This is a genomic window from Aquaticitalea lipolytica (assembly GCF_014641635.1).
Taxonomy (GTDB): domain Bacteria; phylum Bacteroidota; class Bacteroidia; order Flavobacteriales; family Flavobacteriaceae; genus Aquaticitalea; species Aquaticitalea lipolytica.
In genome coordinates this window covers 19687-40929 of sequence record NZ_BMIC01000008.1, presented here as the reverse complement: position 1 = coordinate 40929, position 21243 = coordinate 19687, and the positions used below count along the sequence as shown (strand labels likewise).

The following is a 21243-nucleotide window of genomic DNA, read 5'->3' as shown; positions in this document are numbered from 1 at the left end:
AATGAAAAAACTTCTTTTAATCATCATCATTGCTGTTACATGTAGCATAACTGCTCATGCGCAAAAATTTAAAACTCATAAAGTAAAGCAAGGCGAAACTATTGAGAGTATTGCAAAACAGTACATGGTAACACCTTCTGATATTTATGCATTAAACCCTGATTCTAAAAAGAAGTTAGAAACAGATACTGTTTTAATTATACCTAATTCAAAATTTAAAGGCGAAAGTCTTACTACCGAAACTAAAGAGCTTGTAGGTTACGATACTCATAAAGTAAAGCGAAAAGAGACACTTTACAGTTTATCTAAAGAGTATAACATTGAGATTGATGAGATTAAAAAACATAATAAGCAATTATATTCTGAAAATCTTCAAAAAGGAGACAAAATTAGAATACCAAAGTACAAAACCATCATAACTAAAGTTGAATTAGATAACTCAATAAAAAAATACAAAGTATTGCCAAAAGAAGGAAAATGGAGAGTTGCCTATAAATTTGGTATTACAGTTGATGAGCTAGAAACGCTTAACCCAAATATGAGTGCAGTGCTTCAACCAGGTGATGAGGTAAATGTGCCAAATATAAATGTTGAAGAAGAAAAGCCAATTGAAGATAACTATAATTACTATACAGTATTAAAAGCTGAAGGTTTTTACCGTTTAAAAGTAAAACTTGGTTTAACCCAAGAGCAGCTAGAAACGTTAAACCCTAATCTTAAAGAAACAGGCTTGGTAGAAGGTATGGTTTTAAAAGTGCCAGAAAACATTACTGTAGGAACACTTAATGAAGATGCACAAATTGTAAACCTTACAACTGAGCTTAAAAATTTAAAAACTAAGCGTCTTGCTGTAATGTTACCTTTTAGGTTAAATAGAGTAGATGTTGACTCTATCCCAGAAGCCAAAGAGCTTATTAAAACAGATAGGTTATTATCAGTGTCTTTAGATTTTCATTCAGGAGTACTTATGGCTTTAGATTCGGCTAAGTATTTAGGAATTTCTACTAATTTAAAAGTGTTTGATACTAGAAATCAATTGTCAGAAGTTTCTAAAATATTAGATAATAACGATTTTTCAGGGTATGATGCTGTAATAGGACCAATGTTACCAGCAAATTTTGAACGTGTAGCAGCACAACTTAAACAAGATCATATTCCATTAATTTCGCCATTAACGAAGCCAGAAAATCTTTATGATAATGTGTTTCAAACCATTCCGAATGAAGAAAACTTGGTAAAATGCGCTATCGATTTAGTAAAAAATGATGCTTCTAAAACTAATGTGGTTATTATTGCAGATGAAGCTAATACCAAAACGAGTACCAAACTCAAAGCCGAGTTTGTAACTGCAAGGCAGATTTATTCAAAAAAGAACAAAGAAGGTAAGGATGCTTATTATATAAGTTCTGCAGATATAAGTGATGCTTTAAAAAGTGGAAAAAACTATGTGTTTTTAGAAACAGCTAATGCTGGTTTTGTAATGAATGTAACTAACTCACTAAATAGTTTAAATACAAGCAGAGATAAAGAAATTATTTTAATTACTACAAACAAGACAGATGCTTTTGAGTACGAGCATGTTTCTAATGTTCATCTATCAAATTTAAAATTTCATTATCCTTCAATTTTTAGAGTTGCAAGTAGCGATTTGCCAAGCAATTTTGTTAAGCAATACAAAAGTAAATATGGTGTTGAGCCTAATAAATATGCAGTACGTGGTTTTGATTTAACTTTAGATATATTGTTACGTTTAGCGTCTGAAGACGATTTGTATAAAGCTTCGGTTGGTGGTTTAGAAACAGAGTATATTGAAAATAAATTTAGATACTCTAAAAAACTATTTGGAGGCTATTTTAACGAAGCAGTATATATGCTTCAGTATAAAGATTTAACTATAGAAGAAGTAAAACAATGACCTCTAAAGTAACTTATCTTGGCGATTTGCGTACTGCGTGTACTCATACAAAATCTGGAAATACATTTATTACAGATGCGCCAACAGACAATAATGGAAAAGGAGAAGCGTTCTCTCCTACAGATACTGTTGCTACAGGATTAGCAAGTTGTATGATGACAGTAATGGGAATAAAAGCCAGAGATATGGGCATTGACCTAAAAGGCACAACGGCTTCTGTAAATAAAATTATGGCGAGCGACCCAAGACGAATTTATAAAATTGAGGTTACGTTAGATATTCCTGTTGAAGTAGATGAAAAATCTAGAATCATTTTAGAGCGTACTGCTAATACATGTCCTGTACATTACAGTTTACATCCTGATATCGAAAAAGATATCACGTTTAACTGGAAATAATGTGTTATAAATTAGTACTGTTTTTTTATGTTTTTATGTTTACGCTTGCGCCTCCAAACGATGAGGTAATAACTTGGCGTGACGATATAAAACTATCATGGAAAAACTTTAAAGGCGACCCTAAACCTAACTCTAATGCAGTTGCTGTAACAGCATCTGGAATAACCTTTGAGTATTCAGTAAAAGAGGCACAAAGCAGAATTGTTAGTTTTACGACAACCATTAAAGCGCATTTTTATCCTAACAAATCGTGGTATATAAAAGAACTAGCAGATAACCATATTTTAGCACATGAGCAGCTTCATTTTGATATCACCGAATTGCATGTTAGAAAATTCAGGAAAGAAGTAGCTCAACTAAAAGTATCTCCACGTTTAAAAAATGAGTTGCGACGTTTACATGAAAAGATAAATACAGATTTGGCAACTATGCAAAACCTGTACGATACCGAAAGTGATAACTCTATTAATAAAGAAGCACAAGCTAAGTGGCAGCTGTTTGTAAAAAAAGAACTAAAAGCATTAGAGTACTACAAATCTAAAGACTAAATAATTGCTACTACAACCAGATAAACAGTTTCTTATAAAACTTGCTCATACCAAAATGCCTTATGGTAAATATCAAGGTAAATACCTTATCGATTTGCCAGAATATTATGTGGTTTGGTATCATACTAAAGGGTTTCCAAAAGGAAAATTAGGTGAGATGCTACAAACTGTTTACGAGCTTAAAGTTAACGGACTTGAAGAGCTAATACACAATATAAAAAAGGCATATCCTAAATAGGATTTTTTGAAGTTTCGTTTAACGGTTTGGCTATGGTTTTGTTGCGTGAAAATCCGCGAGGATTTTCCGCCGTAAACCGAGGATAGCAAATTTGCGAGGACTTTCCGAGAGGAAAGTCAGAAGCAATGAACTATAGCCGTTGTTGGCAACAGTATTTTTTAATTTTCAATTATGTGGAAAAAGTCACCAACAAATGTTAATTCTGGTTTATTAGGTCTATACAAAATCGGCTTACTTCGAAGTTGAATTTTACCCATTAAAGTATCTCCTTTTTTTAGTTCCAATTGATTTATAGTAAGGGAAAAATATTTTGGGTCATATAGAGCTTCAAATTCTCCGTCATACTTTCTAAAGTCAGCCCAAATAAATGCTTTGATATTTATGGTGTCGCTAATAAATATCTTAATTCCAGTTCCGCCAAGTCCTCGTTTAGAGAATCCAACTTCTAAAGTGTCGATTAGTTTTTTGTCATAAGAATAGTTTATCAGATATTCTTTGTCAAATTCTGTAGTTTTAATGTTTGTTTCAGTTGTTTTAAAAGTAGGGTCAATAACTATTTTTTGACAAAATGTTATATTAAATACTAAAAATGAAAATAAAGTGAACAGTTTTGTTTTCATATTGTTGCCAATGTGACGAAATGGATTGTTTTAATTATCTATATCGATAGTTAAACGAAGTTAGCTTTTTTTTGTGATAAAATAAATACGTAGTTCTACGTATTTTTATAGGTTAGCCTCCTGCAACCCTTTGCATTTTACGTATTTGTTATTACTTTGTTAATTAACTAAAATGGCAAATATTACAAAATAGAAAATCCGCGAGAACTAACCATTAATTATAGACGTTGTTGTCATTAGTTTTTATTAAATAAGAATATTAATGAAACAATTACTAAAATTGAACCACTATAAAGCAAGAGAGTATTCAATTGGAAAAAAACACCTGAATTATTTTCTTTATCAGTTCGATTTCTTTCATATTTATTAAGTGAGATTTTACCTAGGATCAGTAAAATAATTCCGAAGATTAAAATTCCAATTTCGAGCATTAATTCAGTTATTTTAAATTTAGATTATTTACCTTGTTAAGCAACTAATTTAGTAAATACAAACCGAATAGAATATTCCGCAGGAATATTCGTAAGTAGGCTAGAACTAGCAATAAATTATATACGTTGTTGCCACACGTTTTTATTCAGCCAGTTTAACGATTTCGTTTATTAAATTATAAGTGTTAAAGTTCGGTGTCGCCTGACTTATAGAATATGAAATTGCAGTTTTGGTTTCTGGGCAGTAGCCAATATATGTACCATAAAATCCGTAGTGTCCAAAATAAGTTTTCCCATTATAAATTGATTCATAAATTCCCAACCCATATCTGTTTTCATTCTCTTTACTAAATTTAACATCAATCATTGTATTTAAAGATTGTTTGTTGATTAATTTTAAATTAAATAGTGATTTTATGAAAATGATTAGGTCATTATTGGTAGAGACAAGACCTCCACCAGACCAATCAAATGAGGTATTCATTTCCGTGAAATTTAAATTTCCGACATATTGATTAATCAAGTTATTTTTTTGAATTGGTTTTTCGTAAAACTCAAAATACGTCTCTTTCATTTCAAGAGGTTTCAATATTCTATTCCTTATGCTTTCAGCTAGTGAGGTTTGATCAATTTGTTCAATAATTAGGCCTATTAATACAAAATTCATATCAGAATAGTACCATCCTGTATTTGGTTCGAAATGTGATAATTTATTTAAATTGTATTCAAAATATAATTCTACGATAGATTTTGGCGAGTATTGTTTGTTTGGATTCTGTAATAAAAGACTGAAAAACTCTTCTTCTTTATCAGTAAAAATATCTGCTAAACCTGTTCGGTGAGTCAATAATTGTTGTATTGTTATTTTATTTGCAAATTTCGTTTTATTGTAAATATGAAAATTTTCAAAATCAAGAAAGTCTATGTCTTTTAAATATTTTGAAGCTTTGTCATCTAAATTTATTTTTCCTTCTTCAATAAGTTGAAGTATTATTGTTGAAACAATGAGTTTTGTACTACTTGCTATTTTAAACTGTTCTCGACCTGAAACTAGAGATGAATCTTTGTCTTTTTTTCCAACTCCGTTATTATAACTTTTACTTTTATCTGAATTATCTATTTGAATTAAAATGTTAAGTACAGGATTTTCAGATGCGTAATTGATTCTTGATTCAATTACTGAATCAATTTTATCAGCTTGACCAAAAGAAAACAATGGCAAAATCATTAAAAAAATTAAATATACTTTCATTGGTCTCAAATTGTGGGTATTACTACGATATGGATTGTTTTAATTATCTATATCGACAGTTAAACGAAGTTAATTTTAAAAATTGAAATAATCAATAGGTAGTTCTACGTAAATTTTGGTAAGCTAAAACTCACCTTTATAATGTAATGCCTGTTTAATATGTGCTAAATGGTGGTTACTATGCCATGCATATACACCAATGGTTTCGTCTAAACGAAAACGTCGTCCATGTTCTGGGTGTATAAACTCTCTTGCCATTTGCTCTTTGGTAATACTACGTAATAGTATACCCAATTTGGCATGTAATCCTTTTAGTAGCAATAAGGTGTTTTCTAAATTATTATCGTTGCCATCAACAAGTGTTGCCCAACGGTCTTCGTAATAAGGTCGTATAGTTGGTGAGTCTTCAGTGAGTGCTAATTTAAATCTTATAATACTGTTCATGTGGCTATCTGCACAATGGTGTACAACTTGCTTTATGTTCCAGCCATTTGGTCTGTAAGGCCAATGTAATTGCTGTACAGTTAAGTTTTTTGTTAGCTCTGCTATGGCTGTTGGAAAACGCTCAATGTCTTCAATCCATGTTAAAATTAAAGCATCGTCAATTACTTTAGGAGCTTCAAAAGTTCCTATAGGATATTTTAGTTTTTCAAGTTTTTTGTCAGCCATGCTTTTAAATCGTCGTCAGTTTCTAGTTTTAGTAATTTTTCAACGTTTTTGTCTTTTTTTATACCACTATCTTTATTGTTAGTATATACTTTTATTATGCTTTTTAAACCTGCAAAATTCCCATTAAAAGAATCTTGGTCTTCAGGATTTTCAATAGCATATCTTGTCCATGCTCCCATAAAAGTAATTAATAGCGTTGGATTTTTTTCTGTTAAATCTAATACATAAGAAGAAATAGCTACTGAAACGTCTGGGCTTCCAGTTATCCATTGCATAAAAAATGCATTGGCATCTGTTCGTTTATTTTCATCTTTATTTATTGGTGTGTTTTCTAGCCAATTTACGCAATCAACAACATCTTTCTCCAACTTTTTATAGTCATCTGCTACTTTAAGTGTATAGTTTTTTGGGACTTGAAAATCTTGTGCATTAATAGTAGTAAATACAAAAAACAATAACATAAAAGCAAATAGGAGTTTAAGATTTTTCATAAGTATAGGATTTTAGTTTGTGAGAATTAAAATACAATTTAAAACGCAAATTATTACAACTCTAAATAAAAATTTAAAAATTAACCCTAAAACTCACATTTGGTGTCATGCCTAGCGATAGGTTTTCAACCTTATTAATGTTATCGTTATCATCAATATTATAGTAGGTATTGATATTGTTTTTTTTGTTTAGAATATTCCAAACTGAAGCACCAATAGTAGCAGTTACTTTATTTGTAAACTGAAACTGATAGGTTGTAGAAAAATCTGCACGTAAATAATCGCTTAATCTTTCGCTATTTGGTGAAGTATAAATTATAGTATTTGTTGAGCTCTGATTGTCTTGAGGTGGTGTTGTAGGTTTACCAGAATGCCAGTTAACACCTAATGCTAATTTTAAATTATTTACTGTGTAAGTGCCTGCAAAAGTTAACGCATGACGTATATCTAGATTGTTAGGGAATGAGTTCCCGTTATTAAGATCATCAAATGTGTAATCGTTTTTGCTATAAGAATAACTTAACCATGTACTAAAATTATTAAACTGTTTATTGATTAAAAAATCAATGCCTTTTGTTTGGTAACTTCCAACAGCATCTACAAACTGATATTGGTTTTGAAACCCTTGACTTCGCGTTGTAATACCATCAACATCTTTAATAAAACCTTCGGCACTTATTAGTAATTTGTTTTTGTTATAATGTACTCCAATTGAAGCTTGTGTACTTTTTATAATTGGGTTAGTAGTATTGTTTGAGAGCATCCAACGACGTTTTTCAATACCTAAAAAATCGTTTTGTAAATCGATAATTTGCGATATGGTCTGGCTTTTAAATTCTGCAAGAAACTCGATTCTAAAATCATTGTTTAGTTTATGACTTAAAGCTAAACGAGGTTCGGTAAAAAATTCTGAAAATTTTTCAATATAGTTAGTTCTTAAACCAATTCGTGCATAAGAATTTTTATTGGCTGAAGTAAATTCGGCTTCACCATATATAGAATGGGTTCTTATAACTTGTTGAATAAAACTTGTAAAGTCTGGATTATTTACATCTTCTGCATTGCTCACAATAACCTCATTAAACTGATAGCCTCCATGGAGTTTTAGATTACTATCTATGTGATTAGTCGCATTAATTTTTAATCCAATATCTCTCACCTTATTATCTTGTGACAAACGTTGGTCGTTAATAACATCATAATTAGTGCTTTGCAAATCGTAATTAGACATATATATCTGAGCAGTTGTAGTGAGTCTGTTATTCCAATATTTTAAGTACTCAACACCAGCAGCCAAATTATTTTGTTTTAAACTACTTTCTAAAGTTTCATTAGAGTTGTTTATGGTACTTAGCTCATCATAACTTAATTTGTTATTAATGGTTAAGAAATTGAAACGTAACTGATCAGAATCTGTAATGTCATATAAAAACTTAGCAGCAACATCATAAAAATAAAACTGCTCATTATTTGATGAAGTACTATTGGTTAAATCGGAATCTTGAAACACACGTTTGGAATACTGATTGTAGGTTGGAGTAAAAATAAAGTCGGTTATTGAGCGACGAGCAGATAATTGTAACTCGGTTTGTTTAGATAGAGGCACTTTGGCAAAAGCATCTGTACTAATTAAATTAAAACCAGCTCCAGCTTTAAAATCTTTATCAAGTGTATTAGAGTGCTGCATATCTATAACACTACTTACACCATCGCCAAATTTTACACTGGTTCCGTTTTTTGATACATTTACTATTTTGGTTAAATACGGATTAAATGCAGAAACCAATCCGAAAAAGTGCCCAGATTGATACATTTTAATGCCATCCCAAAGAATAAGATTTTGATCGTGAGTTCCGCCTCTTACATTAATATTTGAAACTGTTTCATCAACACTTAATACTCCTGGAAGTGCTTGTATGGTTTGAAGAATGTCTGGTTCTATTAATCCTGGAAGGATACCAAACTCTTCAGTATTAAAAATAATTTTACCATCACTCTTTTTTGAAATACCTTTAGTTAAATAGTTAGTAATAACTATCTCTTCAAGCTTTTGAGTTATAAAAGCACTAAACGGATTTGCTCTGTTAGATATAACAACACTAGAATCGTCAATATTTATAAAATCGAGATTAGTTTCAGATTCAAGAAAAGTTAGGGCTTCAATAAGTGTTAATTGCTCATCTGGTAATACTGCTTTTTTGTTTTCTATGGCAGAATCTATATAACTAAAATGGATGTTGTAACGTGTTTCTAAATGTGCTAAAACCTCTATAAGAGGTCGCTTTTCTTTTGTAGTATGTTGAGCAAAAATGCTATAAATACTGCAAAAAAAGACTATAAGAACGGCATAAGTTTTACGATTTTTACTCACGTTTTAATGTAATCGTATCGTCTGTTTTTGTATACGATATGTGTAAAGGTAAAGTTATAGATTTTAAGGCAACATCAATATTGTTGTGAGTAAAACTTCCTGTGAATAGTTGTGAGTCGTTAATACTTTGCAAATTAATGGTCATATCATACTGACGCTCAAATTCTGCAATAACCTCTCTGTAAGGTAAACTTTTAAAAACACTATTGTTGTTAATCCAAGATGGTTCAATTTGGTTTTCTTTTTCGGTAGCAATTAATTTCCCATCTATAAGTAGTAAGCGGTTTCCAGGTTGTAATTTTGTTTCATTATTATTGTAGGTGACACCAACTAAGCCTTCGTAACATACAACTTCAAAATAATTGTGTCGTTGTTTTATATTAAACTGAGTTCCTAAAACAGTAACAGTTCCAGCATCAGTTATAACTTCAAATTTTGAGCCTTTAGCAACTTTAAAATAGGCTTCACCATTAAGTTGTACTTGGCGATTTGTATTCCATTGTTTTTTATTAAAACTTACTGTAGTAGTAGCATTTAAAGCTACTGTTGAAGCATCAGGCAATTCAATAGTTTGTTTTTGTGAGGCTAATGTTTTAAAAGTAGTATCTAGAGTAGTAGTGTAATAGTAAACACCAAAACAAACAACAAATATGGCTGCAATACGAGATAATATTGGAATCCAACGTACAGATTTTTTAGGTGTTTTAATAGCATGCAAAACATCTTGTAACGCTTCAGAAGTATTATATTCTGGCGCTTTAAAGTGTTTTACACTATCGGATAGTTTAACCAAAGACTCATAGTCTTCAAGCTTTTTAAAAGCCTCAAGCTCATCAGTATTTAGGTTATTATCTAACCATTTTTTTATTAAATCTTCTCGGTTCATAATCTGTATTACACTTATATAACAGCTAACATTAAATAATTCCTACCTTCTTCTTTAGTAATTAGTTTACAGTCACAGTTGACAGTAGTTCCCAAAAGTGAACTGCGACTCAATATTGCGACTGAACACTTATAACTCATCAATGTCTTCTCTTAGTTTTTTTAAAGCTCCATAAATTCGTTTTTCAACTGCTTTGGTCGAAATATCTAGAAGTTCTGCAATTTCCTTAAACCGTTTGCCTTCAACTCTATTTAATAAAAAAGCCACTCGCTGTGCTTCAGATAAGTTTGCAATTGCTGTTTCTAATTTTTTCTGATACTCTTTTTCCTGCATTATAAATTCAGGACTTTCGTTGGTGTACGATTTTGGAGTTGATTGTTGATGCCTTAATACCACTTTATGATGTGCATATTCATTAAGCATTAAATTATTTGCTGTGGTGAATAAAAAACTCTTGGCTTTATCCGGAGTAACATTAGCACAATTTTCCCAAAGTTTTATAAAGGCTTCCTGAACTTTATCTTTCGGATTTAGATAGCTACCAAACTTATAGTATAAAAAATCATGAAGGTTTTTTGAGTGTTTTTCAAACAATGACGAGAACAGACGTTCTTCACATATATGTTCATGTAATTGTTTGCTCATAATCAATTTTCTTCGTTGCCTAAATTATAAAAATTTTGAAATTAAAGGTAGGAGTTTTTTAATCTAATCTGTTTTATTAATGAACTCTAAAAAAAATACTATGTTTTTTAAACCCAAATCATTATTAATCCTAGCCTTTTTTGCCCTCATGACATTTACTTCATGCGAAAATGAAGTTGTTGATTTAAATCCGAATAGTGACAGTACTATCGCGCCAGATTCAGTATTGGCAAATTTAATGCAAAGTACAAGCGCAAATGATGGTTCGGTTGATAACATTTTGGATAATGCTAATTGTTTATCTGTTAACTTACCTGTGACCATTTCTATAAATGGACTACAGTTAACTATAAATACTTTAGATGATTTAGAACTAATTGAAAATATTTATAATGAATATGAAGATGATGAAGATATTCTTGAGTTTCTATTTCCAATTACAATAACACTTAACGATTACACAGAGTATGTAATTAATAATCAAGATGAGTTAGAAGCGTTTATTGAAGAATGCTCTGAAGTTGATGATGTTATTGAGTGTATTGATTTTCAATATCCGATTTCATTTTCTTTGTACAACCCAAATTTTCAAATTATTGATACGGTTGTTATAGAAAATGATCAACAATTATACTTGTTTCTACAAAATTTGGAGAACACAAACAATGGAGCAGTTTTAGCAAGCCTAAACTTTCCAGTAACTATGGTATATGCAAATGGTGAAACTATTGAAGTGAACAGTAATCAAGAATTAGAAGCTGCAATTAATGCTGCTGGAGATGATTGCGATGATGAAAACGAAGACGATTGTTCTCAAGAAGAAGTAAGCATGTATTTACAAGAATGCTATTGGAAAATAGTATCTTATAATGGTGACGATAATTTTATTAATTATCAGTTATATTTTTCTGAAAATGGAGGTTTAGCAATAGCTGGAACAGGTACAGTTGCAGCAACAGGAAACTGGAGCACACTTGTTAATAGTGAAGGTGTCCTTGTAACATTTAGTGAGTTAACAAACTTTAGCCAAGATTTAGGTGGAGGTTGGTATGTTGTTGAATGTGATGATGACAGACTTAAATTAGTTAGAGGTTCAGCAACAGGTGCTAATACTTATATTATTTTAGAGCAAGTTTGTGATACTAATACAAATAATTGTAATCAAGGAGACGTAAGTGATTATTTAATGGAGTGCGGACAGGTTCCTACATTAAATGGTTATACACCATCATTTACAACTTTTAATTTTTTAAATGATAATAACTTATCAACCTTATATGAAGGCGATTTACTTTTTAATGGTACTTGGGATATAACAACTACTCAAGGATATGTTTATGTATATATTAATTTTTCAGGACTTGAAGACTATAATGGAGAATGGAAAGTTGTTGAGTGTTCGGATAATGGATTAGTATTACATAGAGGAAACGATACTTTATTGCTTACCCAAAACTGTAATTCAAACAATTCATTTGAATGTTTTGAAAGTTTTGAGGCCGAAATGGTTGAATGTGCTGAGAGTACAGAAGGATTTGCAACTTTTAACTTAACAAATGCTTATGCAAATTGTATTCAGCCAGCAGTACATAATGTAACTTATCATATCTCTCATGCTGATGCTGAAACAAATACAAATGCAATACCAAATCCGTCGGCTTATACAAACTTGTCTAATCCTCAAACAATTTATGTAAGAGTAGAAACAAATGAAGGGAATTTTGCTGTTTTTGAAATAGGCTTGGTTGTAGAAAATTGTACTAATAATTGTACAGAAGAAGAAGTTGATGGCTTTTTAGTAGAATGTATTTGGAATATAGTAAACTATAATGGAGATGACCATTTGATAAATTACGATTTTAATTTCAATACAGATGGAACAGTTATTATTACAGGAGAAGGAATGACAATAACAGCAATGTGGTCAACATCAATGTCTGCAAACGGAGTTGTTGTAGAGTTTTCAAATGTAGCTGGTCCAAATATTCAGGCCATTACTGGTAACTGGACAGTTGTAGAATGCCAAAATAACCGATTAGAGTTTGTAAGAGCAAATGATATAATGGTTATGGAACGTACATGTAATTAGCTCTTGAGTGACAATTATATTAGTTTTTTAGTTTTTTTAGTTGAGAAAGGGCTGCTGTTATGGGCAGCCCTTTTTTTATTAGATTATTTTATAATTGTAAACTTTATTTATAGACTTCAAATCCTTAAATTTGCCACTTGTAAATTTGAAGATAGACTATGTTTAATAATTTAAGTGAAAAATTAGATAAAGCGTTTCATGTTCTTAAAGGACATGGAAGTATTACTGAAGTTAATGTTGCTGAAACTTTAAAAGAGGTTAGAAGAGCATTACTAGATGCCGATGTTAACTTTAAAATTGCAAAAGATTTTACTACTGCTGTAAAAGAAAAAGCACTTGGGCAAAATGTATTAACAACCTTACAGCCAGGTCAGTTAATGATTAAAATCGTTAAAGACGAGTTAACCGAATTAATGGGTGGAGATGCTGAAGGAGTTAACCTTTCAGGAAATCCTAGTGTAATATTAATGTCAGGTTTACAAGGTTCTGGTAAAACAACCTTTTCTGGTAAACTTGCCAATTATCTTAAAAACAAAAAAAACAAAAAACCTTTATTAGTAGCCTGCGATGTTTATCGTCCAGCTGCGATTGATCAGCTACATGTTGTTGGTGATCAAATTGGAATTGAAGTTTATAGTGATAAAGGAAACAACGATCCTGTAGCTATTGCAAAAGCAGGTATTGCTCATGCTAAAGCCAACGGATTTAATGTTGTTATTATAGATACTGCTGGTCGTTTAGCTGTTGATGAAGTGATGATGAAAGAAATTTCAAATATTCACAGTGCTATTCAGCCACAAGAAACATTATTTGTTGTCGATTCTATGACAGGTCAGGATGCTGTAAATACAGCAAAAGCCTTTAATGATGTTTTAAACTTTGATGGTGTTATTCTAACCAAATTAGATGGTGATACTAGAGGTGGAGCAGCAATTTCTATTAAATCTGTAGTAAATAAACCAATTAAATTTATTGGTACAGGTGAAAAAATGGAAGCTATCGATGTGTTCTATCCTTCACGTATGGCAGATCGTATTCTTGGTATGGGAGACGTTGTGTCGCTTGTTGAGAGAGCTCAAGAGCAGTATGATGAAGAAGAAGCACGTAAACTTCAAAAGAAAATTGCTAAAAACCAGTTTGGATTTGATGATTTCTTAAATCAAATTCAGCAAATCAAGAAAATGGGGAATATGAAAGACCTTATTGGAATGATTCCTGGAGCTGGAAAAATGATGAAAGGTGTTGATATAGATGATGATGCATTTAAAGGAATAGAAGCCATTATTCATTCAATGACACCAGATGAAAGAACAAATCCATCAATCATAAACGCGAGTAGAAAGCAACGTATTGGAAAAGGATCTGGTACTTCGGTACAGCAAGTAAATCAACTACTAAAGCAATTTAATCAAATGAGTAAGATGATGAAAATGATGCAAGGTGGAAAAGGAAAAGCTATGATGCAAGCAATGAAAAACATGAGGTAACTCATGTTTTTTTGTTTTCAATATTATTAAATAAACACAACACAAACAATGGTTATTTTAGATGGTAAAAAAGTAAGTAATGACATTAAAAATGAAATTACCGAACAAGTTAAAAAAATGAAAGCTAAAGGTGAAAAAGTGCCTCATCTTGCTGCTATAATTGTAGGAAATGATGGAGCAAGTTTAACTTATGTTGCCAGTAAAGTAAAAGCATGTGAGCGTGTTGGTTTCGACTCTACAATGGTAAGAATGCCTAACACAACAAGTGAAATTGAACTGTTAGATAAAATTGAAGAACTAAACGAAAATCCAGATATCGACGGATTTATTATTCAATTGCCTTTACCAAAACAAATTAATACCCAGAAGGTATTATTAGCTGTAAATCCAGATAAAGATGTAGATGGGTTTCATCCTACAAACTTTGGAAAAATGGCATTAGATATGTCTACATTTATTCCAGCAACTCCGTTTGGTATTTTAGAACTATTAGACAGATATGGTGTTGATACCCAAGGAAAGCATACAGTAGTTATTGGACGTAGTCATATAGTTGGACGACCAATGAGTATCTTAATGGGACGTAAAGGATTTCCTGGAAATTCTACAGTAACTTTGACTCATAGTCATACTAAAAACATCACTCAAATTACATCACAAGCCGATATCATTATTTCTGCTCTAGGAGTTCCAAACTTTTTAAAGGCAGAAATGGTCAAAGATGATGCAGTTATTATTGATGTAGGTATTACACGTGTTCCTGATGAAACTTCAGAAAAAGGATACATTATTACTGGTGATGTTGATTTTGAAAACGTAAGTAAAAAAGCAAGTTATATTACGCCAGTTCCTGGTGGAGTTGGTCCTATGACAATTGCAATGTTGCTTAAAAACACCTTATTGGCAAGAGAACGTCAAATGTAATATGTCATTTTGTTATATTGCAGGATGATATTTCAATTAGCTGTTTTTATTTCTTCAATTGGTAGAGTTGCAATAGGCAGTTTTGAGCATCTTATTCCTATATTTTTTGCATTCGTTTTTGCATTCTTTTTTATAAGATTTTCAATAAAATGGTCTGCAAATAAACAACAAAAAGCACTTCACTTTTTTGCAGTTTTTGTGTCATTAACAATTATAATTTTCCATGCGTATTATTTTAGTTTAGGAAATTATAATTTTAAGACAGATTTACCTTTATATCTGTGTAGTTTTATAGCATTACTTATTCCAATTTTTACATATTATAGAAAACATTGGATGTATGAAGTTTTGCTGTTTTGGATTGTTGCAGGAACTTTACAAGGAGTCATTACACCAGATATCGCTGAAGGGTTTCCTACATTCGATTATTTTAGATATTGGATTGTACATTTGGGATTATTAATCATTATTTTTTATGCAACTTTTGTATTTGGAATGCGACCAACTTTTAAAAGTATTTTTAAATCAGTATTAGCGTTGCAAGTTTATGTAGTAATGATGGTAGCTATAAATGCACTTTTAGATGCTAATTATTTTTATTTAAATGAAAAACCTAAATCAGCTTCAGTGTTAGATTATTTTGGTGATTGGCCTTACTACATTATAGTAACTCAACTTATTTTAGTGCCTTACTTTTTGGTAATTTATCTCCCTTTTTATATTGAAAAAAGACGAAAGAAACAGTCTATTTAGCAAATAACTGACTTATATCTTTAAAAGCCTTAAACTCTAAAGCGTTGCCAGCTGGATCTTTAAAAAACATAGTTGCTTGTTCGCCAACCTGACCTTCAAAACGAATATAAGGTTCAATAATAAACTGAACATTTTTAGAGGTTAGTTTCCTTGCAAAATTTTGAAACTCATCCCAAGGTAAGACTACTCCATAATGAGGTACAGGAACATCTTTACCATCAACAGGGTTTATGTGTAATTGCTCTTCAGATTTTGGTTTGTAGTGAATAACTAATTGGTGACCAAACAAATTAAAATCAACCCAATGGTCGCTACTTCTACCTTCTTCGCAATTTAAGATATCTCTATAGAATGCTCGACATTCATTTAGATTATGAACAGGAATGGCAATATGAAAAGGAGAAATTGTAGACATAATTATTTTTTTTTGGTTGGCTTTTTAAAACTATTTTGTTTCTGATATACTTTTTTAGAATCTTCTAGTAGCCTGTTTAATTCTTTAAACTCATCTTTAGTTAATTCTCGATATTCACCAAGAGGCATATCTAGCTTAATATTCATTATTCTAACACGTTTTAAAGTCTGAACTTCATAATTAAGATATTCACACATACGACGTATTTGTCGGTTTAATCCTTGAGTTAAAACAATTCTAAATTCGTAAGTGCTTAATTTTTCTACTTCACACTTTTTTGTAACTCTATCTAATATTGGTATTCCATTAGCCATTCTTTCTACAAATGTTTGCGAAATAGGTTTGTCTACAGTTACAATATATTCTTTTTCGTGGTTATTACTTGCTCTTAAAATTTTATTGACAATATCACCATCATCAGTCAGTAAAATTAGACCTTCACTAGGTTTATCTAATCGACCAATTGGGAAAATGCGTTTAGGGTAGTTTATAAAATCTATAATATTGTCTTTTTCAACTCTAGTATCTGTAGTACAAACAATCCCAATAGGTTTATTAAAAGCTAGATATACAAAAGATTCTTTTGCATCTATAACTGGTTTTCCATCAACATGAACAACGTCGTCTGGTGCTATTTTGGTTCCCATTTCTGGCACTTTTCCATTAATAGTAACACGTCCAGCCTCTATGAGTTTGTCAGCTTCACGACGTGAGCAATACCCAACTTCGCTTAAATATTTATTGATACGTTTTAGATTATCTTCCATTGTGCAAAGGTAGCAACTTAGTCTTCAATAAACTCGAAAATATAATTAGAAACAACTTCATTATTAAGTGAGTGCCCTAAACCTTGAGTTGTAACTAATTTGCTGTTTTTAAAATTGTTTTTTATCATTAAGGCATCGTTATACGGAATAATTTTATCCAATTCATCATGAATAATTAAACCTGAAGCATTAATTGTTTCAACAAATTTAGCTGTAGAATAGTTTTCAGGTCTCGATCCAAACCGTTCTACAATAGTACAATCTATTTGTTCAGATACACGTTGGTTATAACCCATCATATCTTTATAGCGTTTTAAAACATCTTTAAACTCTGATGGAGCACCAAGCAAAATCATTTTTTCAATACCATTGAATTGATATTTATTTTGAAAGAAAACAGAAGCCATGCCACCAACAGAATGACCAATTATTATTTCTGGACTGAAATGTTTTACTGCTGTATTTATAAATTCAGAATATAGGAGTGCATTAAAAGTTTTGCTTCCAGAATTTCCATGAGCAGGAGCATCTAAAGCAACAATAATATAGTCTTTCTGTTTTAGTAAATTAATTAAGTTTTTCCATCGCGCAGAATTGCTTTCCCATCCATGAGCAAGAAGTATTGTCTTTTTTGTTCCTGACCAATAGTAGGTCATTATGGAGTGTTCGTTGTATTTTAGTATTTCTTGTTGTGAAGTTGCTAAAAACTCAGATTGACTCTCATTAATTTTTCCAGCTCTGGGCTTTATAAATAGCGCCAATGCCTTGTTTGCAGCATAAGGTTTTGATACAAAACTTAAGGTGTTTAAATAGGTGCCAATGCTTTTTATTAAAAGTGTCTTTATCATTATTCTCGGTTCACTTTATCCATAGAAAAAGCAGGTAAACAAATAGCTAGATATTCACAAGGCTCTGTAAAAGGATTAGAGTATTGAACTCTTACATTTTTTTCAATTTTTATTGATTGCCCAACTTCTAAAACTATAGTTTCACCATCAATAATAAATTGTTTTTTTCCTTTAAAGATAAATGTGTATTCTTCAAACTCAGGAGTTTGAAAAGGCTCACTCCAGCCAGCAGGAGCAATCATATGTGCAATACTTATTTTCGTATTACCATCTGTAGCATTACCGAAGTGTTCTTTAATTACTTTTCCATCTGTTGTAGGCACAACAAAAGGAGAGTTTTGTATAGTGTATTTCTTCATGTTTATTTTAATGGTTTTTTCTTAATCATTCCGCCTTTTAAGTCTTTTACAATTCCCATAATTATAAACGCTTTTTTGTCTATTTTGCTAATTTCTGTTTGCAGTTTTGCTAGTTCTAAACGTGTTACTACAGTATAAATTATGTCTTTATCATAACTTTTACCATTTTTACCATAACCACCTCTGCCTGCATATATTGTACAAGCTCTATTCAGTTTTTCAATAATCATTACTCTTAGCTCTTCATGCTTTTCAGATATGATGGTTACACCTACATATTCTTCAACACCATCTACAACAAAATCTACTGTTTTTGCTGCTGCTAAATAGGTTAATATAGCATATAATGCTGTTTCGACTGATAATACATAAGCTCCAAAAGAGAAAATGATAATATTTATAAGTAATAATACATCACCTATGGTTATTGATAGTTTTCGACTTAAAAAGATGGCTAATACTTCAGTGCCATCAATTACACTGCCTCCTCTCATTGACATACCAATACCTAATCCTAAAAAGAATCCACCAAAAACAGCTATTAATAATTTGTCTTCAGTAATGGTTGGATAATCAATAAAATGTACAACAAAAGCCAAAAAGGCAATTGCAACGATACTTCTAATTGCGAATTTTACACTAAAAGTTCTTGAGGCTAATAGTATAAATGGGAGGTTTACTATAATTAATAAATAACTTAAGTTAATGTGTGTGATGTTTTCAAGTAATAACGAAATACCTGTCGCTCCTCCATCAATAAAATTATTAGGTAATAAAAATCCTTTTAATCCAAAGCCAGCAGAAAAAACACCAATAATTATAAAAATGTATTCCTTAATGGCATGAGATAGTTCTACTTGTAAAACTCTTACTAATGGAACTACTTGCTTTTTGCTAATTGAAGTAGTATTATGCTTAGCCTCCAATCTCTTTCGAGCGATAACTACTAGTAATTTTGAGATAAAAGGATTCATAACTTATAAGTTTATTTAATTAATCCCAATACAAAAAAAAGAATTTAATTTTTGCACTTTCAGGAATTTGTATAGCTTCTATTGTTGCACTTGTGTCATAACGTAAATTAGCTGGTAGCTCTGTTTTATCGATGCTAAAAGAAGCATTAATTTCATTAACCGATATTAGTACAGAATTGATAAGATTATCAATTTTAGATATTTTATATGCTTTTTGAATATCTTTAAATGTACTTAATGTTGATATTCCTTTTTCAGTTTTATATCGCGAATCTACAATTCGAACATTTCCAATAGTTGATGTTGAATCTGATATTTCGCGTGGTGTTAATATTAGTAGTTTATTTTTATTAGTGTCAAAAATTTCTACCATATTTACAGGCAAATTAAAAGTTTCATTCCCTTCGTAAGTTGCTATTGAATCATTTGGAAAAACTAATTCTAAATCTTTTACTTGTGTTGTATCAGTTAAAAAACCAATAGCATTTTTACTTATTAAAAATGGGTTTTGTTCTTTTTTACAACTTACTAATACAAGTGCTATTATTATAATGCTTGCGAATGTCTTTTTCATAAATATTTTTATTTTTTCATTAGTTTGGTTAAAATACCAAATACACTTCTTATAAAAGTAGCACTGGTTAATACTTTAACTACTGGGTTTATTACAGATCTGCGTCTTGCAGAACTTTGTTTTTGCTTTGTTTCAGCTTTTTTTAATTCTTCATGCTCTTTACGAGCTTTTTCTTTTGCTTCAGTTGCTTGTGCTTGATCTATTTTTTTGTTTAAAAGCTCGTAAGCACTTTCTCTATCAATAGTCTCGTTATACTTTTTTATTAATTTAGATTTACCTAATAAAGTACTTAACTCAGAATCGGTTAAAACATCCATTCTACTCATAGGAGCTCTCATCATTGTTGCTGCTAATGGTGTAGGACGTCCTTTTTCATCTAAAGCAGAAACTAATGCTTCACCAATTCCTAACGAAGTTAATACATCTGCAGTATCATAATAATCAGTATCTGGATAATTTTGTGCAGTTAGTTTAATAGCTTTTCTGTCGTTAGCTGTAAATGCTCTTAAGGCATGTTGTACTTTTAGTCCTAACTGACTTAATACAGCTTCAGGAACATCTGTTGGGTTTTGAGTTACAAAATAAATACCAACACCTTTACTACGAATAAGTTTTACAATACTTTCAATTTGATTTAATAATGCTTTTGATGCTTCATTGAATATTAAATGAGCTTCGTCAATAAACAACACTAATTCAGGTTGACCACTGTCACCTTGCTCAGGAAAAGTAGAATATATTTCGGCTAATAAGCTCAACATAAACGTAGAGAATAGTTTTGGTCTATCTTGAATATCTGTAAGCCTAATTATATTAATATAACCTCTTCCATTTTCATCTATTCGTAATAAATCATCTACTTCAAAAGATGTTTCGCCAAAAAACAATTCAGCGCCTTGTTGTTCTAGTTCTACTACTTTACGTAAAATAGCTCCAGTTGAGGCTGTAGAAATTCTACCATATTCAGCTTCAAATTCATCTTTGCCTTCTTGAGTAGAGAATTGTAATATTTTTTTAAAATCTTTTAGATCTAAAAGCGGCATTTTATTGTCATCACAATATTTGAAAATTACTGAAACAACACCAGATTGAGCGTCAGATAAATCTAAAATTCGAGATAGAAGCACAGGTCCAAACTCACTTACTGTAGCTCTTAATCTTACTCCATCTTGTTCTGATAAGGTTAGTACTTCTACAGGAAAACTTTTAGCTTCAAATGGTAAGCCAATTTTAGCATGACGTTCATCTATTTTTGCATGGCCAGGACTCGGTTGAGCTAATCCGCTCAAATCTCCTTTAATATCCATTAGTAAAACAGGAATGCCTTTGTCAGATAAATTTTCAGCCAATACTTGTAATGTTTTGGTTTTTCCAGTACCAGTAGCTCCAGCAATCAAACCATGTCTGTTTAAGGTTTTTAATGGAACATTTACAAATGCATTAGTAATAGTTTCCCCATCTAACATAGCAGAGCCAAGAGTAATATAGTCTCCTTTGCTTTTATTTCCTTCTGTTATATGGTTAAAAAAGTCATCTTTTCTACTCATTCTCTAAATTTTGTATAAAAATACTAATCTATACTGAAAGCA

Annotated in this window: 22 protein-coding genes; 8 read left to right on the top strand and 14 right to left on the bottom strand. The window is 31.0% G+C overall.

Features of this window, described 5'->3' with window-relative positions:
- Position 1: 1 nt before the first annotated feature.
- The 4 genes from IEW41_RS13555 to IEW41_RS13540 are packed head-to-tail and all read left to right on the top strand — an operon-like array spanning position 2 to position 3099.
- Positions 2–1915 carry a PBP1 and LysM peptidoglycan-binding domain-containing protein gene (locus tag IEW41_RS13555; protein ID WP_188606919.1) on the top strand — a complete coding sequence of 638 codons (1914 nt, stop codon included), beginning with the start codon at positions 2–4 and terminating at the stop codon, positions 1913–1915.
- The gene (locus tag IEW41_RS13550; RefSeq protein WP_188606918.1) at positions 1912–2313 is read left to right on the top strand and encodes an OsmC family protein; all 402 of its coding nucleotides are present in this window, start codon (positions 1912–1914) and stop codon (positions 2311–2313) included. Before IEW41_RS13555 ends, IEW41_RS13550 begins: the two co-directional genes overlap by 4 nt.
- The gene (locus tag IEW41_RS13545) at positions 2313–2861 is read left to right on the top strand and encodes a DUF922 domain-containing protein (protein ID WP_188606917.1); all 549 of its coding nucleotides are present in this window, start codon (positions 2313–2315) and stop codon (positions 2859–2861) included. The genes IEW41_RS13550 and IEW41_RS13545 overlap by 1 nt, the downstream gene beginning before the upstream one ends.
- Positions 2862–2865: 4 nt before the next feature.
- Positions 2866–3099 (top strand): DUF3820 family protein, encoded by a 234-nt coding sequence (locus IEW41_RS13540; RefSeq protein ID WP_262891389.1) that lies wholly within the window; start codon positions 2866–2868, stop codon positions 3097–3099.
- 158 nt (positions 3100–3257) lie between these two features.
- On the opposite strand, the gene IEW41_RS13535 is transcribed toward IEW41_RS13540, so the two are convergent.
- From IEW41_RS13535 to IEW41_RS13505, 7 genes are all read right to left on the bottom strand, one after another.
- Positions 3258–3719, bottom strand: coding sequence for a hypothetical protein (locus IEW41_RS13535; protein WP_188606916.1), 462 nt, complete (start codon positions 3717–3719; stop codon positions 3258–3260).
- Positions 3720–4292: 573 nt separating this feature from the next.
- Positions 4293–5402: a serine hydrolase domain-containing protein gene (locus IEW41_RS13530; protein WP_188606915.1), complete on the bottom strand. Its 1110-nt coding sequence runs from the start codon at positions 5400–5402 to the stop codon at positions 4293–4295.
- 123 nt (positions 5403–5525) lie between these two features.
- Entirely contained in the window at positions 5526–6071 is a 546-nt protein-coding gene (locus tag IEW41_RS13525; RefSeq protein ID WP_188606914.1) for a YfiT family bacillithiol transferase, read from the bottom strand.
- Entirely contained in the window at positions 6044–6562 is a 519-nt protein-coding gene (locus IEW41_RS13520) for a hypothetical protein (RefSeq protein WP_188606913.1), read from the bottom strand. Before IEW41_RS13520 ends, IEW41_RS13525 begins: the two co-directional genes overlap by 28 nt.
- A 73-nt stretch (positions 6563–6635) precedes the next feature.
- The gene (locus IEW41_RS13515; protein ID WP_188606912.1) at positions 6636–8933 is read right to left on the bottom strand and encodes a TonB-dependent receptor plug domain-containing protein; all 2298 of its coding nucleotides are present in this window, start codon (positions 8931–8933) and stop codon (positions 6636–6638) included.
- Positions 8926–9819, bottom strand: coding sequence for a FecR family protein (locus IEW41_RS13510; protein WP_188606911.1), 894 nt, complete (start codon positions 9817–9819; stop codon positions 8926–8928). The genes IEW41_RS13515 and IEW41_RS13510 overlap by 8 nt, the downstream gene beginning before the upstream one ends.
- Positions 9820–9948: 129 nt before the next feature.
- Entirely contained in the window at positions 9949–10464 is a 516-nt protein-coding gene (locus IEW41_RS13505) for an RNA polymerase sigma factor (RefSeq protein WP_188606910.1), read from the bottom strand.
- A gap of 79 nt (positions 10465–10543) precedes the next feature.
- On the opposite strand from IEW41_RS13505, the gene IEW41_RS13500 reads away from it, so the two are divergent.
- The 4 genes from IEW41_RS13500 to IEW41_RS13485 all read left to right on the top strand — a co-directional run bounded on the left by IEW41_RS13500 (position 10544) and on the right by IEW41_RS13485 (position 15717).
- Positions 10544–12553 carry an FIDD domain-containing protein gene (locus IEW41_RS13500; protein ID WP_188606909.1) on the top strand — a complete coding sequence of 670 codons (2010 nt, stop codon included), beginning with the start codon at positions 10544–10546 and terminating at the stop codon, positions 12551–12553.
- A gap of 158 nt (positions 12554–12711) precedes the next feature.
- Positions 12712–14040 carry a signal recognition particle protein gene (ffh, locus tag IEW41_RS13495; protein WP_188606908.1) on the top strand — a complete coding sequence of 443 codons (1329 nt, stop codon included), beginning with the start codon at positions 12712–12714 and terminating at the stop codon, positions 14038–14040.
- 48 nt (positions 14041–14088) lie between these two features.
- Positions 14089–14964 carry a bifunctional 5,10-methylenetetrahydrofolate dehydrogenase/5,10-methenyltetrahydrofolate cyclohydrolase gene (locus tag IEW41_RS13490; protein WP_188606907.1) on the top strand — a complete coding sequence of 292 codons (876 nt, stop codon included), beginning with the start codon at positions 14089–14091 and terminating at the stop codon, positions 14962–14964.
- A 24-nt stretch (positions 14965–14988) separates the two neighbouring features.
- The gene (locus IEW41_RS13485) at positions 14989–15717 is read left to right on the top strand and encodes a YwaF family protein (RefSeq protein ID WP_188606906.1); all 729 of its coding nucleotides are present in this window, start codon (positions 14989–14991) and stop codon (positions 15715–15717) included.
- On the opposite strand, the gene IEW41_RS13480 is transcribed toward IEW41_RS13485, so the two are convergent.
- From IEW41_RS13480 to IEW41_RS13450, 7 genes are read right to left on the bottom strand one after another with little or no spacing between them, the layout of a single operon-like run.
- Positions 15710–16132, bottom strand: coding sequence for a VOC family protein (locus IEW41_RS13480; protein WP_188606905.1), 423 nt, complete (start codon positions 16130–16132; stop codon positions 15710–15712). The genes IEW41_RS13485 and IEW41_RS13480 overlap by 8 nt on opposite strands.
- 2 nt (positions 16133–16134) lie before the next feature.
- Positions 16135–16899 carry a 23S rRNA pseudouridine(2604) synthase RluF gene (gene rluF, locus IEW41_RS13475; RefSeq protein ID WP_188606904.1) on the bottom strand — a complete coding sequence of 255 codons (765 nt, stop codon included), beginning with the start codon at positions 16897–16899 and terminating at the stop codon, positions 16135–16137.
- A 17-nt stretch (positions 16900–16916) separates the two neighbouring features.
- Positions 16917–17747, bottom strand: a complete 831-nt coding sequence (locus IEW41_RS13470) for an alpha/beta hydrolase (RefSeq protein WP_229660227.1) — start codon at positions 17745–17747, stop codon at positions 16917–16919.
- On the bottom strand, positions 17747–18106 hold the full coding sequence (locus IEW41_RS13465; RefSeq protein ID WP_188606903.1) for a cupin domain-containing protein: 360 nt from the start codon (positions 18104–18106) through the stop codon (positions 17747–17749). The genes IEW41_RS13470 and IEW41_RS13465 overlap by 1 nt, the downstream gene beginning before the upstream one ends.
- A 2-nt stretch (positions 18107–18108) precedes the next feature.
- Positions 18109–19080 carry a YitT family protein gene (locus tag IEW41_RS13460; protein ID WP_188606902.1) on the bottom strand — a complete coding sequence of 324 codons (972 nt, stop codon included), beginning with the start codon at positions 19078–19080 and terminating at the stop codon, positions 18109–18111.
- A 19-nt stretch (positions 19081–19099) separates the two neighbouring features.
- Positions 19100–19654, bottom strand: coding sequence for a hypothetical protein (locus IEW41_RS13455; RefSeq protein WP_188606901.1), 555 nt, complete (start codon positions 19652–19654; stop codon positions 19100–19102).
- An 8-nt stretch (positions 19655–19662) separates the two neighbouring features.
- Entirely contained in the window at positions 19663–21201 is a 1539-nt protein-coding gene (locus IEW41_RS13450) for a helicase HerA-like domain-containing protein (RefSeq protein WP_188606900.1), read from the bottom strand.
- Positions 21202–21243: the final 42 nt, after the last annotated feature.

Bases quoted from the DNA above. Each gene is read 5' to 3' on its own strand.
- IEW41_RS13555 (WP_188606919.1), top strand. From the start codon at position 2: ATGAAAAAACTTCTTTTAATCATCATCATTGCTGTTACATGTAGCATA.
- IEW41_RS13550 (WP_188606918.1), top strand. From the start codon at position 1,912: ATGACCTCTAAAGTAACTTATCTTGGCGATTTGCGTACTGCGTGTACT.
- IEW41_RS13545 (WP_188606917.1), top strand. From the start codon at position 2,313: ATGTGTTATAAATTAGTACTGTTTTTTTATGTTTTTATGTTTACGCTT.
- IEW41_RS13535 (WP_188606916.1), bottom strand. From the start codon at position 3,719: ATGAAAACAAAACTGTTCACTTTATTTTCATTTTTAGTATTTAATATA.
- IEW41_RS13530 (WP_188606915.1), bottom strand. From the start codon at position 5,402: ATGAAAGTATATTTAATTTTTTTAATGATTTTGCCATTGTTTTCTTTT.
- IEW41_RS13525 (WP_188606914.1), bottom strand. From the start codon at position 6,071: ATGGCTGACAAAAAACTTGAAAAACTAAAATATCCTATAGGAACTTTT.
- IEW41_RS13520 (WP_188606913.1), bottom strand. From the start codon at position 6,562: ATGAAAAATCTTAAACTCCTATTTGCTTTTATGTTATTGTTTTTTGTA.
- IEW41_RS13510 (WP_188606911.1), bottom strand. From the start codon at position 9,819: ATGAACCGAGAAGATTTAATAAAAAAATGGTTAGATAATAACCTAAAT.
- IEW41_RS13505 (WP_188606910.1), bottom strand. From the start codon at position 10,464: ATGAGCAAACAATTACATGAACATATATGTGAAGAACGTCTGTTCTCG.
- IEW41_RS13500 (WP_188606909.1), top strand. From the start codon at position 10,544: ATGAACTCTAAAAAAAATACTATGTTTTTTAAACCCAAATCATTATTA.
- ffh (WP_188606908.1), top strand. From the start codon at position 12,712: ATGTTTAATAATTTAAGTGAAAAATTAGATAAAGCGTTTCATGTTCTT.
- IEW41_RS13490 (WP_188606907.1), top strand. From the start codon at position 14,089: ATGGTTATTTTAGATGGTAAAAAAGTAAGTAATGACATTAAAAATGAA.
- IEW41_RS13485 (WP_188606906.1), top strand. From the start codon at position 14,989: ATGATATTTCAATTAGCTGTTTTTATTTCTTCAATTGGTAGAGTTGCA.
- IEW41_RS13480 (WP_188606905.1), bottom strand. From the start codon at position 16,132: ATGTCTACAATTTCTCCTTTTCATATTGCCATTCCTGTTCATAATCTA.
- rluF (WP_188606904.1), bottom strand. From the start codon at position 16,899: ATGGAAGATAATCTAAAACGTATCAATAAATATTTAAGCGAAGTTGGG.
- IEW41_RS13470 (WP_229660227.1), bottom strand. From the start codon at position 17,747: ATGATAAAGACACTTTTAATAAAAAGCATTGGCACCTATTTAAACACC.
- IEW41_RS13465 (WP_188606903.1), bottom strand. From the start codon at position 18,106: ATGAAGAAATACACTATACAAAACTCTCCTTTTGTTGTGCCTACAACA.
- IEW41_RS13460 (WP_188606902.1), bottom strand. From the start codon at position 19,080: ATGAATCCTTTTATCTCAAAATTACTAGTAGTTATCGCTCGAAAGAGA.
- IEW41_RS13455 (WP_188606901.1), bottom strand. From the start codon at position 19,654: ATGAAAAAGACATTCGCAAGCATTATAATAATAGCACTTGTATTAGTA.
- IEW41_RS13450 (WP_188606900.1), bottom strand. From the start codon at position 21,201: ATGAGTAGAAAAGATGACTTTTTTAACCATATAACAGAAGGAAATAAA.